This window comes from Leclercia sp. W6 (genome assembly GCF_003336345.1).
Classification (GTDB): domain Bacteria; phylum Pseudomonadota; class Gammaproteobacteria; order Enterobacterales; family Enterobacteriaceae; genus Enterobacter.
The window spans coordinates 1,037,752-1,050,376 of the sequence record NZ_CP031104.1; the positions used below are offsets into that span (position 1 = coordinate 1,037,752).

Here is a 12,625-nt window from a genome sequence, read left to right on the forward strand (position 1 = left end):
CGTCAAATACCGGAGGGCCACGACGGCGCAATACGCGTGGGCTTATCTGAAACATACTCTAGTTCATCCGATCAGACAGGATTTTTTTGTGATATGCGTATGAATTTCGTATTAATTTTACCAACTGGTAAGTTTTTATTCGTCGCTGTCGCCTGAAACTAACTATTTAATTCAGTATCGGATCGCTGCTGTGAAAACATTAATCCTATTTTCGTTTCCTACACTGCTTAATTGAAGCATGGCTAAATATGCGCCAATGAAACTGGTTTGTGGCTTAAACTTAAGGATTTAAATAGCTATGCCAATCATTTATAGCGTCAGTGGTCAAGATAGCCCACTGATTTTGAAAGAGTATTTGTTTCATGTTAAAACGCATGGAATTAATATCTTCCCTAACGCAAATTACGAAATGTTAAATATTAAAAGTTTATCTCTACGAAATCAGAGTGAAAAAATAAAAACTGAATGCTATATAGTGGTTACCTTCTGAAAATACCGTTGTAGGATCTATTATGCTTAGAAATATAAGTGTGAGGACTTTTATTCTGAGTTATCTGCTAGTTGTGTTTCTTGTCATTGATGGCTTGGTTGTATTTTTAGCACCGCAAACATCGTTGTTAATATTGCTAAACTCTCTGTTTCTCGTCGCGTGGGTATTTCTGTGGGTTTACATGACGCAATATCTGGTCGCGCCAATCAATACCGTCAAGAGGAGTATCGAAGAGGTTATTTCGGGCAATCTGGGGGTAAGCATCCCTGAATTTGGTAATAATTGTGCAGGCCGATTGATCCCAGGAATCAATACGTTGTCCAGCAATCTCGCTACGCTGGTGCGCGAGATCCGCTCTTCTTCTCATACCGCAATGACCCTGTCGGAACAGCTCGCCGCCCGCAGCACGGCGCTGGCCTCTAAAACCGAGCTACAGTCGGCGTCCCTGATTCAGACCTCCGCCAGCATGGAACAGATGGCCGTCACCACCAAAAATACGGCAGATAACACCCGTCTGGCCAATGAGAAAGCCAGTGCCGCCACGCTTCAGGCAACAAAAGGCGGCGAGCTGATGGGGCAGGTTGCCAATAACATGCGCTCCATTACTGAGTGTGCCCAGCAGATGACGGAGATCATCTCACTGATTGATGGCATCGCCTTCCAGACCAATATTCTGGCACTGAATGCCGCGGTTGAAGCCGCCCGCGCGGGCGATCATGGTAAAGGCTTTTCCGTCGTGGCGGGTGAGGTTCGTAGTCTGGCCCATCGCAGCGCCGAAGCAGCTAAAAATATCAAGTCACTCATCGACGTCACCAGCAGCAACGTCAGTCAGGGGGCGATGGTCGTCGCAGAGGCTGAAAAGAACATGCACGACATCGTCAGCGGTTCCGGGCAGGTCAGTAAGCTGATGGATGAAATCTCCACCTCTACCGACGAGCAGGAGAGGGGGATCGCCCAGATCACCCAGGCGTTAAGTGACCTGGAGCAGGTGACCCAGAGTAACGTGGTGATGGTTGAAGAGCTGTCAGGTTCATCAGCGGTACTGAAAAATCAGGTCGTTGAACTGCAAACCCGTACCTGTAACTTCCGTCTGGAGCCGGCATCCACTGCGCCTCTGTACGACGGTGTATCCTTACCCGCACGTGCCTGATAATTATGCCTGGCTCGCCAGGCTTTATCATGGGAGCAAACGGTACCGGATTAATCTCTTTTATGAATAAATTCAGCGCGATGCCGGGAGAAAATGTTGCTTAAGCTGGCAGGGTGGCTAGACTGACAGCAAAGAACAGCTACTGGCGGAGGCGCTGTGGAAGGCATAAAAGGATCGGAAGTTAACGTTCCTGACGCAGTATTTGCGTGGTTACTGGATGGTAAAGGCGGGGCACGGCCCCTCACCGACGACGATACTATCGATCAGCAGCATCCCTGTTGGCTGCACCTGAACTATACCCACCCGGAGAGCGCCCACTGGCTGGCTTCGACGCCCTTATTACCCAATAACGTGCGTGACGCGCTGGCCGGTGAGAGCCTGCGCCCTCGCGTCACCCGCATGGGCGAGGGGACATTGATTACGCTGCGCTGCATTAACGGCAGCACCGATGAGCGCCCGGACCAGCTGGTGGCGATGCGCCTCTATATGGACGAGCGGCTTATTGTCTCGACCCGGCAGCGCAAAGTGCTGGCGCTGGATGATGTCGTCGGCGATTTAAAAGAGGGCAGCGGCCCGCAAGATTGTGGAGGCTGGCTGGTGGACGTCTGCGACGCGCTGACCGATCATGCCAGCGAATTTATCGAAGAGTTGCACGATAAGATTATCGATCTGGAAGATAATCTCATCGACCAGCAAATCCCCCCCCGCGGTTTTCTGGCGTTATTAAGAAAGCAGCTGATTGTGATGCGCCGCTATATGGCACCTCAGCGGGATGTCTATGCCCGGCTGGCGAGCGAACGGTTCCCCTGGATGAATGACGATCATCGCCGCAGGATGCAGGATATCGCCGAGCGCCTGGGGCGTGGGCTGGATGAAATTGATGCCTGTATCGCACGAACGGGGGTCATGACCGATGAAATTTCCCAGGTGATGCAGGAGTCGCTCTCCCGCAGAACCTACACCATGTCACTGATGGCGATGGTCTTTTTGCCCAGTACCTTCCTGACAGGTCTGTTTGGCGTCAACCTGGGAGGGATCCCCGGCGGCGATTTCCGCTTCGGCTTTTCACTGTTTTGCATCATGTTAGTCGTTTTGATTGGTGGTGTTGCATGGTGGTTGCATCGCAGTAAATGGTTGTAAATTTACATTTTTTCGTCGCCATGAATTTCTTAAAACGCCATTTTAATTGAGCGAAGTCAAAAAACGATTTACCCATAAGGTGCAATATCTCTCCCGCAGGTGAATGCAACGTCAAGCGATGGGCGTTGCGCTCCATATTGTCTTACTTCCTTTTTTGAATTACTGCATAGCAAAATTGATTCGTACGACGCCGACTTAAATAAGTCGGCTTTTTTTTGCCTGCAACTCAGCAGCGTCTACCCTAAAAGAGAGATTCCCGTTCTTCTGGAGGGTTATATGGCCATGCTTTTATCACTGCTGCTGCAACCCCTGCGGCAATCGGACCCGGTGCCTACTGATCCGGTGCCGGTTCCCGATCCGATTCCACGTCCGCAGCCGATGCCGGATCCACCACCGGATGAAGTGCCGATTAAAATGTCGCATCAGAGGCGGAGATCTGCGAGGATACGCGCCTGCTGACTGTGAGTCTTTTACCGCGAGAATAACTGTGACTGCTTTTTCAACGCTGAACGTACTGCCTGCCGCCCAACTCGATAACCTGAACGAGTTGGGTTATCTGACCATGACCCCTGTACAAGCTGCCGCGCTGCCAGCGATCCTGGAAGGACGCGACGTCCGTGTGCAGGCCAAAACCGGCAGTGGTAAAACGGCTGCCTTCGGTCTTGGGCTGTTACAGCAGATTGATGCCACGCTGTTTCAGACGCAGTCGCTGGTACTTTGCCCGACGCGCGAGCTGGCGGATCAGGTCGCAGGAGAGTTACGTCGCCTGGCGCGTTTTCTGCCGAACACCAAAATTTTGACCCTCTGCGGCGGGCAGCCGTTCGGCGCCCAGCGTGACTCTTTGCAGCATGCCCCGCATATCATCGTCGCTACGCCGGGCCGTCTGCTCGACCATCTGCAGAAAGGCACCGTCTCGCTTGATGCACTGCAAACCCTGGTGCTGGATGAAGCCGACCGGATGCTCGACATGGGCTTTAGCGATGCCATTGATGAAGTGATTCGCTTTGCGCCGCCAACGCGCCAGACGTTGCTTTTCTCCGCCACATGGCCGGAGGCGATCGCCGCCATCAGCGGACGTGTGCAGCAAAATCCGCTCGCCATTGAAATTGATTCTGTGGACGCGCTGCCCGCCATTGAACAGCAGTTCTTCGATACCACCCAGCGGGGCAAAATCCCGCTGCTGCAAAAACTGCTCAGCATTCATCAACCTGCTTCCTGCGTGGTGTTCTGTAACACCAAAAAGGATTGCCAGGCGGTATGCGATGCGCTGGCCGAGGCCGGACAGAGCGCCCTGGCGCTGCATGGCGATCTGGAGCAGCGCGATCGTGACCAGACCCTGGTACGTTTTGCCAATGGTAGCGCCCGTGTGCTGGTCGCCACCGACGTCGCGGCCCGCGGCCTGGACATTAAATCCCTGGAGCTGGTGGTGAACTTCGAGCTGGCCTGGGATCCGGAGGTGCATGTTCACCGTATTGGCCGTACCGCGCGAGCCGGTAACAGTGGCCTGGCGATCAGCTTCTGCGCGCCAGAGGAGGCACAGCGTGCCAACATCCTGGCTGAGATGCTGCAAATCAAACTGAACTGGGTTGATGCCCCGGCAAACGTCACCATTACGCCGCTGGCGGCAGAGATGGCAACGCTCTGTATCGACGGCGGTAAAAAAGCCAAAATGCGTCCCGGCGATGTACTGGGGGCGCTGACCGGTGATATCGGCCTGGACGGTGCAGACATTGGTAAAATCGCGGTGCATCCGGCGCATGTGTATGTGGCGGTGCGTCAGTCTGTCGCGCAGAAAGCGTGGAAACAGCTGCAAAACGGCAAGATCAAAGGCAAAAGCTGCCGCGTTCGTCTGCTGAAATAAGCGGGCGGGAAGCGTCTCAGCATGCATGCTGAGACGCTTAAAAATCATTTCACTTCGATAACGTTCAGGCGCATCTCATCGAGCTGGGTATCATCCTCTTCTGGCTGCCAGCCCGCCGGTTTCATCGGGATCTCTTCGCGGTCAAACGCCAGATCGCCGCCGTTTACCACTTCAGAACCGTGCTGAATTCCTTTGAAATCAAACATGTTGATATCACAGAGGTGCGAAGGCACCACGTTCTGCATCGCGCTGAACATGGTTTCGATCCGGCCTGGATAGCGCTTATCCCAGTCACGCAGCATGTCGGCAATCACCTGACGCTGCAGGTTTGGCTGTGAGCCGCACAGGTTGCATGGAATGATTGGGAAGGCTTTGGCCTCGGCAAAACGTTCGATATCTTTTTCGCGGCAGTAGGCGAGCGGGCGGATCACAATGTGCTTCCCGTCGTCGCTCATCAGCTTCGGTGGCATACCCTTCATTTTGCCGCCGTAGAACATGTTCAGGAACAGCGTCTGTAAAATGTCATCGCGGTGGTGGCCCAGGGCAATCTTGGTTGCACCCAGCTCGGTCGCGGTACGGTAAAGAATGCCGCGGCGCAGGCGGGAGCAGAGCGAGCAGGTGGTTTTCCCTTCCGGGATCTTCTCTTTAACGATGCCGTAGGTATTCTCTTCAACAATCTTGTACTCGACGCCCAGCTTCTCCAGATACTCCGGCAGGATATGCTCCGGGAAGCCCGGCTGCTTCTGATCCAGGTTGACGGCCACTAACGAGAAATTGACCGGCGCGCTTTGCTGAAGATTGCGCAAAATTTCGAGCAAGGTGTAGCTGTCTTTGCCGCCAGACAGGCAGACCATGATGCGGTCGCCTTCTTCAATCATGTTGTAATCGGCAATGGCTTCACCCACATTGCGGCGAAGACGCTTCTGAAGTTTGTTGAGGTTATACTGTTCTTTCTTGGTAATATCTTGATTTTGCGACATTTAATAGTGGCTCAATTCGTTTGTGGCTAAAGCAGCTCAGGCGGCTCACCCATTAAGAATGGGGGCAGCAGGTCAACATGAAAAAGTATGGCGTGTATGGTACGGATTACGGCGATGAATGTCAGCACGTTTTACAGCGCGTAATCACGCTGTTCCACACGGTTGGATTTTTTGCCGTTTGCCGCTTGGCTCTATTTTGATAATCAACGCTATAGTAGTAGTCCATCCACAACAACGGGAGGTACTCATGCAGTATGTTGAAAAAGATGACCCGCGCGAGGCGCCGGAATCAGGTGATAAAAAACCTCAACCCGTCAAAAAATAGCTGACCGTGAGTTGTACCCGCGCCACCAGTATTAACTGGTGGCTTTTTTATCGCTTCTCCCCGCCACATACCTCCCGACGTTGTCTCTGTGTAGCTCAGTAACTCGTACTGTATCTGTACCGCTCACTCACCATAAAGACGCATAGGCCATTAATAATTGTCCCTGTACGATTGAGAAGTGGCAGGTAACAGAGACGATGGTGAGTAAAAACAGACTAATACGATGAGGTGATAACGATGGGCAAACAGTGGCAACTGATCGTGGGTATATTCATTTTGATCGCAGTGTCTTCATTCGCCCGGGCGAACACCACCGCAATGGGGCTGACGTTAGGCAAAACCACGCTACAGCAATTCATTAAAGCCTATCCCTCGTCCCTGCATGAAGGGCGCAGTAAGTGGAGCGACGGCGACATATTCTCTATTCCGAACCGGGAGCTGGGTCTGGAGGGAGTGAAAAACAACGCGGTGATCTTCAATAAGGGCGGCAAAATTACCGCCATTATGCTTGAGCTGGATAAGAGCCGTTTTGATGAAATCGAGAGTATGCTGGCGCATAAGTATGTGGTGGTGAAAAAACAGATCTCCTTCGCCGGTGATAAATACGCTAAATACCAGAATGATGAAGATTTAATCGAACTCGACGCCCCCTATTTATCATCCGTCATGAAGCTCACCTATTCAGAACAGATTTTTCAGGAGGCATATCTGAAAAAGAGCGCGGAGGAATATATCCGGCGCTGACGGGGAGCCTGGCGTACACTTAGCCAGTACGCGGCGTGCCGTCACGCCGCCTGTGAGGCATGGTTAACGCAAGGAGCCTGTAATGGCGAATAGAGTTTCTGCTCAGTGTCACTGCGGCGCGGTCCGGTTCACCGTCGAGCTCTCTGACGGGTTCAACACCATCCGGAGCTGTAACTGCTCATACTGCCGGATGCGTGGGGCGATTGCGGTTTCCGCGCCATTATCTGGCATCACTATTATTCAGGGCGAGTCGCTGCTGACCGAGTACAGGTTCAACACCCAGACGGCGGCGCACTATTTCTGTTCGGTCTGTGGGATTTACACCTTCCACCAGCGGCGCTCAAATCCAAATCAGTATGGCGTCAACGTAGCCTGCATTGAAGGCGTCTCGCCGTTTGATTTCCCTGAAGTATTGGTAATGGAGGGGCGCGTTCATCCTAACGATGGCGGAGGAGGCGTTGCCGGCGTGCTGAACTATCGCGAAACGGGTACAGCAGAAAAGTAATCGCTGCCAGGTTCAGAAGGGCAGAAACACAACTATTTTTGTCTCACTTGCCTGAGCAGTACAACAAAGCAGGTAATGACGCTTTAGCAAATCAGAATATTGGAACACCAGACAGGAATAATAAAGAGGCTGGGAGTTTTGCCAATATAAATAGTTAGCCCGCGTTGTAACGCGGGCTAATTTCATCAGAACTGGTAAACCAGACCTAATGCTACGATGTCATCGGTGCCAATGCCATTGTCTTTGTAGAACTGATCGTCTTCGTCCAACAGGTTAATTTTATAATCAACGTAGGTAGACATATTTTTGTTGAAGTAGTAAGTCGCACCCACTTCAGCATATTTAACCAGATCCTGATCGCCCTGACCGTTATCAAGATCTTTACCTTTAGACTGCAGGTAAGAGACTACCGGACGCAGGCCAGAATCAAACTGGTACTGAGCGGTAACTTCAAAGTTCTGGGTTTTGTCGGCTACAGTGTTTGCTTTTTTACCGTCACCATAAGGCGTCATGTTGCGGGTTTCAGAATACATTGCCGCCAGGTAGATGTTGTTGGCGTCATATTTCAGGCCGGTAGTCCAGGCATCCGCTTTGTCGCCGCCCGCAGTGGTATTGCTAACCTGGTCGTTGGTACGGTCAGAAGAGGCGTAGGCCGCTGCTGCGCTGAATCCCATGCCGAAGTCGTAAGAGGTAGAGATACCGAAGCCGTCACCGTTCTCATAACGCACGTCACGACCGTTGTTGGTGCCTTCGTTACCGTTACCGGCATCTTCGTTGTTGCCCTGGTACTGCAGGGCGAAGTCCAGACCTTCAACCATGCCGAAGAAATCGTTATTACGGTAGGTCGCCACGCCGTTCGCACGGCCGGTCATAAAGTTGTCGGCTTTGGAGTAGGAGTCGCCGCCGAACTCTGGCAGCATATCGGTCCAGCCTTCCACGTCGTACAGCACGCCGTAGTTACGACCATAGTCAAATGAACCGTAATCACCGAATTTCAGACCGGCAAACGCCAGACGGGTCCAGGACTGATTTTCAGAGCCTTCGGTATTATTGGCCTGGATATTATATTCCCACTGGCCGTAGCCGGTGAGCATATCATTAATCTGCGTTTCGCCTTTAAAGCCCAGACGGACATAGGTCTGGTCGCCGTCCGCACTGCTGTCGTCAGAGAAATAATGCAGGCCGTCCACTTTACCGTACAGATCTAATTTATTGCCGTCTTTATTATAAATCTCTGCTGCATTTGCTGCGCCAGCCATTAAAAGAGCTGGGATTATCAGAGCCAGTACTTTTCTTTGCATTGTGACTAATCCTTACGCTGTGTTTTTATTTGAATGTTTTTAACTTTCCGCTGAACTTCCTACGCTGGAAAGATGTCTCATGCTAAATCACTCTCTCTTTTAGCGATAAAACATAATTGTTACCAGGTAAGTAAAATCTAAAGGAATTACTGCCAGAGAAATGATGATAAATATGGTGAATGTATTTAATTAACCCATATAAAAGTAAAATTACTCTTTCTTCTCTAAAATCAGTACACTCGGCGGCGTTATATGCCTGTAGTTATTTTTCCGTTTATAGCATAAATAACTTTTTAATATTTAAACTGTTATTTATTACTGAACAGGAGCCGCCCGCCAGACACTTTCTGGCGGGCTTTTTTTATCGGTAAAGAAAAGCCCGGACATGCCGGGCTTCGGGTTATTCGCTGGCCGACTTTTCGGCTTTCCCGGCAAGCTGCGCCAGGAAGTCATAGCGTTTTTGCAGATCGGCGGCGGCATCTTTCCACAGCTGCTCAGCCACCTCGGGCTGCTGAGCGTTGAGGCGACGGAACCGCTGTTCCTGCATCAGCGTCTCTGCCAGCGCGTCTGACGGTGGGCGGGAGTCCAGCGCCAGCGGCAGTTTGCCCTCGTCGGCACGACGCGGATCAAAGCGGTAGAGCGGCCAGAAGCCGGTCGCGGTCAACTGGCGCATCTGATCGTGGCTCAGCGCCAGATCGTATCCGTGCTCTTCGCAAGGGCTGTAGGCGATAATCAGCGACGGGCCAGGGTAGGCCTCCGCCTCCTGGATCGCTTTCACCGTCTGGTTCAGCTGCGCCCCCAGCGAGATCTGCGCCACATAAACATGACCGTACATCATCATGCTGACGCCCAGGTCTTTACGCGCCTTGCGTTTGCCATGCTCGCCAAACTTGGTCACTGCCCCCCGAGGCGTCGCCTTCGACGCCTGGCCGCCGGTATTGGAGTAACACTGGGTATCCAGCACCAGTATGTTCACGTTCTCGGTCAGGCTGAGGACGTGATCGAGGCCGCCAAAGCCAATGTCATAGGCCCAGCCATCACCGCCAATCAGCCAGATCGATTTTTCGACCAGCGCATCGGCATCGGTTAACAGCTCTTCTGCACCTTCCACGCCCGCCAGCGCCTGACGCAGCTCGGCCACTTGCTGACGACGTACATCTGGCGATGCCTCGCTGTGCAGGGCGCTGTTCAGCTCCGCCGGGATCGTATCGGCGAACTGTTCCAGCAGACGCATCACCCGCACGCGGTGTTGATCCACCGTCAGGCGGAAGCCGAGGCCAAACTCGGCGTTATCTTCGAACAGCGAGTTCGCCCACGCCGGGCCGCGCCCGTTGGCATCGGTGGTGTACGGCGTTGACGGCAGGTTGCCGCCATAGATCGATGAACAACCGGTGGCGTTGGCGATCAGCATCCGGTCGCCATACAGCTGGGTCAGCAGCTTGATGTACGGTGTCTCGCCGCAGCCGGAGCAGGCGCCGGAGTACTCGAAGAGCGGGGTGATCAGCTGCGAGGTACGAATATCGATGCGCTCGAGGCTGTTGCGATCGATCTCCGGCAGGTCGAGGAAGTAGTCGTAATTCACTTTCTCCTCTTCCACATGTTCAAGGCGCGACATCATGTTGATGGCCTTGATCTCCGGGTTCTGCCTGTCTTTCGCCGGGCAGACCTCCACGCAGAGGTTACAGCCGGTGCAGTCTTCCGGGGCCACCTGCAGAACATATTTCTGGCCGCGCATGTCGCGGGATTTTACATCCAGCGAGTGCAGGCTGGCCGGGGCAGCTTCCATGGCTTCAGGGGAGACCACTTTGGCGCGGATGGCGGAGTGCGGGCAGGCCGCCACGCAGTGGTTACACTGGGTGCACAGCTCCTCTTTCCAGATTGGGATCGCTTCAGCGATATTGCGTTTTTCCCAGCGGGTGGTTCCCATCGGCCAGGTACCGTCCGGCGGCAGGGCGGAGACGGGGAGAGCATCGCCCAGTCCGGCCAGCATCGCGGCGGTGACGGTTTTCACAAAGTCTGGTGCGGCGTCCGACACCACCGGCGGACGGTTCGGACTGTGGGCGTTGACCGGCTGCAATGGCACTTCCGCCAGCGACTCCCGCGCCAGCGCCAGCGCCTGCCAGTTGCGCTCCACCAGTTCCTGCCCCTTGCTGCTATAGCTTTTGGCGATGGCCCCCTGCAGCTCCATCAGGGCGCTGTCGCCGGGCAGGATGTGGGTCAGATGGAAAAAGGCCATCTGCATCACGGTGTTGATACGCGCCGCCAGGCCGCATTCGCGGGCGATTTTGGCCGCATTAACGATCCAGAATTTCGCTTTTTTCTGGTTCAGCACCGCCTGCACTTCCTGCGGCAGGCGCGCCCAGACCTCATCGGCGCTGTAAGGGGTATTGAGCAGGAAAATCCCGCCCGGTTTGAGACGCTCGGCCATCTGGTATTTGTCGATAAACTGCAACTGGTGGCAGCCGACGAAATCGGCCTGCGACACCAGATATGCCGAACGGATCGGCTGTTCGCTGACGCGCAGGTGGGATACCGTCAGCCCCCCCGCTTTTTTCGAGTCATAGACGAAATAGCCCTGGGCATACCACGGTGTGGAGTTACCGATGATCTTGATGTTGTTCTTGGTCGCCGACACGCTGCCGTCGCTGCCCAGACCGTAAAAGAGCGCTTCCAGCTTCGCGGTTGACGGCAGGGTATTTTCCGGTAACGACAGCGACAGATTGGTCACATCGTCATAGATACCAACGGTAAAGCGCGGCTTCGGCTTCGCGGCGCTCAGCTCGTTAAAGATGGCCAGCACGCAATCCGGGCCAAACTCTTTCGACGACAGCCCGTAGCGTCCGCCAATCACCCGCGGCAACGTCTCGCGCTCGCCGCCATTAAAGGCTTCCGCCAGGGCGGTCATCACGTCCAGATAGAGCGGTTCGGCCTGCGCGCCGGGCTCTTTGGTGCGGTCCAGCACCGCCACAGATCGCGCGCTTTCCGGCAGCACCGCCAGCAGATGTTTGGCCGAGAACGGACGGTAGAGACGCACCTTCAGCACGCCCACCTTTTCGCCCCGGCGCAGCAGTTCATCCACCACCTCTTCACAGGTGCCGATGGCAGAACCCATGATAACGATGACGCGTTCTGCCTGCGGATGGCCGTAATACTCAAACGGCTTGTATTCGCGCCCGGTGGCGGCGGCGAAGTCGGCCATCGCCTGGTCCACATGGTCATATACCGCGTCATACCACGGGTTGGTCGCCTCGCGGGACTGGAAGTAGGTATCCGGGTTAGCGGAGGTGCCGCGGATCACCGGGTGCTCCGGGTTCAGCGCCCGGGCGCGGTGGGCATCAATCTCCGCCTGGGGAAGAAGGGTGCGGATCGTTTCATCCGAGAGCGAGACAATTTTATTTATCTCATGAGAGGTGCGGAAGCCGTCGAAGAAGTGGATAAACGGCACGCGGCTTTTCAGGGTCGCCATGTGTGAAATCAGCGCCAGATCCTGCGCCTCCTGCACGCTGCCGGAGCAGAGCAGGGCGCAGCCGGTCTGGCGAACGGCCATGACGTCGGAGTGATCGCCAAAAATCGACAGGGCATGGGTGGCGATAGTGCGCGCCGCGACATGCAGCACGAACGGCGTGAGTTGTCCCGCCAGCTTGTAGAGCGTCGGGATCATCAGCAGCAGACCCTGCGACGACGTAAACGAGGTGGAGAGCGCGCCGGTCTGCAGTGCGCCGTGAACGGTGGCAATCGCCCCGGCCTCCGACTGCATCTCAACCACGCGAGGGGTATCACCCCAGACGTTTTTCAGCCCGTTACCGGCCCAGGCATCAGCCTGTTCCGCCATGGTCGAGCTGGGTGTAATGGGGTAGATGGCGATCACTTCACTGGTGCGAAACGCGACGGACGCGACTGCGCCATTGCCGTCAATAGTTTGCATATGACACCCTTACATTGCGCAAAGAAAGAGGGACCCGTAACGCATCGGCGGGTCCTGTAATTATCTTGTGAGTTTAGCAAAGGGGCGCTGAAACGATTTTCGCTTTTGTGTCCTGCTTATTGACGCTACCAATGGCTCGATCAAACTTTTGCGTAAAAATAGCGAACAAAACGTTTTACAACACGGAAAATCGTGGTTTCGCTC

Annotated in this window: 10 protein-coding genes; 7 read left to right on the forward strand and 3 right to left on the reverse strand. The window is 54.2% G+C overall.

Features of this window, described 5'->3' with window-relative positions:
- The first annotated feature begins 512 nt into the window (after positions 1-512).
- The 4 genes from DVA43_RS05120 to dbpA all read left to right on the forward strand — a co-directional run bounded on the left by DVA43_RS05120 (position 513) and on the right by dbpA (position 4,641).
- Positions 513-1,640, forward strand: a complete 1,128-nt coding sequence (locus tag DVA43_RS05120) for a methyl-accepting chemotaxis protein (RefSeq protein WP_114314776.1) — start codon at positions 513-515, stop codon at positions 1,638-1,640.
- 156 nt (positions 1,641-1,796) lie between these two features.
- Positions 1,797-2,780 (forward strand): zinc transporter ZntB, encoded by a 984-nt coding sequence (gene zntB / locus DVA43_RS05125; protein WP_114314777.1) that lies wholly within the window; start codon positions 1,797-1,799, stop codon positions 2,778-2,780.
- A gap of 282 nt (positions 2,781-3,062) precedes the next feature.
- The gene (locus tag DVA43_RS25275; protein ID WP_269776161.1) at positions 3,063-3,239 is read left to right on the forward strand and encodes a hypothetical protein; all 177 of its coding nucleotides are present in this window, start codon (positions 3,063-3,065) and stop codon (positions 3,237-3,239) included.
- A 28-nt stretch (positions 3,240-3,267) separates the two neighbouring features.
- Entirely contained in the window at positions 3,268-4,641 is a 1,374-nt protein-coding gene (gene dbpA / locus DVA43_RS05140; protein WP_114314778.1) for an ATP-dependent RNA helicase DbpA, read from the forward strand.
- A gap of 44 nt (positions 4,642-4,685) precedes the next feature.
- On the opposite strand, the gene ttcA is transcribed toward dbpA, so the two are convergent.
- Entirely contained in the window at positions 4,686-5,621 is a 936-nt protein-coding gene (gene ttcA / locus DVA43_RS05145; RefSeq protein ID WP_114314779.1) for a tRNA 2-thiocytidine(32) synthetase TtcA, read from the reverse strand.
- 247 nt (positions 5,622-5,868) lie between these two features.
- Here ttcA and DVA43_RS25045 point away from each other — a divergent pair, with 247 nt between their 5' ends.
- The 3 genes from DVA43_RS25045 (at position 5,869) to DVA43_RS05160 (ending at position 7,195) form a co-directional block, all read left to right on the forward strand.
- On the forward strand, positions 5,869-5,946 hold the full coding sequence (locus tag DVA43_RS25045) for a hypothetical protein (protein WP_225759512.1): 78 nt from the start codon (positions 5,869-5,871) through the stop codon (positions 5,944-5,946).
- Between the two features lie 237 nt (positions 5,947-6,183).
- Positions 6,184-6,690 carry a hypothetical protein gene (locus DVA43_RS05155; protein ID WP_103822178.1) on the forward strand — a complete coding sequence of 169 codons (507 nt, stop codon included), beginning with the start codon at positions 6,184-6,186 and terminating at the stop codon, positions 6,688-6,690.
- Between the two features lie 82 nt (positions 6,691-6,772).
- Entirely contained in the window at positions 6,773-7,195 is a 423-nt protein-coding gene (locus DVA43_RS05160) for a GFA family protein (protein WP_114314781.1), read from the forward strand.
- A gap of 185 nt (positions 7,196-7,380) precedes the next feature.
- Here DVA43_RS05160 and ompC read toward each other — a convergent pair whose 3' ends face one another.
- Positions 7,381-8,496 carry a porin OmpC gene (gene ompC, locus DVA43_RS05165; protein ID WP_114314782.1) on the reverse strand — a complete coding sequence of 372 codons (1,116 nt, stop codon included), beginning with the start codon at positions 8,494-8,496 and terminating at the stop codon, positions 7,381-7,383.
- A 400-nt stretch (positions 8,497-8,896) separates the two neighbouring features.
- Entirely contained in the window at positions 8,897-12,421 is a 3,525-nt protein-coding gene (nifJ, locus tag DVA43_RS05170) for a pyruvate:ferredoxin (flavodoxin) oxidoreductase (RefSeq protein ID WP_114314783.1), read from the reverse strand.
- Between the last annotated feature and the right edge of the window lie 204 nt (positions 12,422-12,625).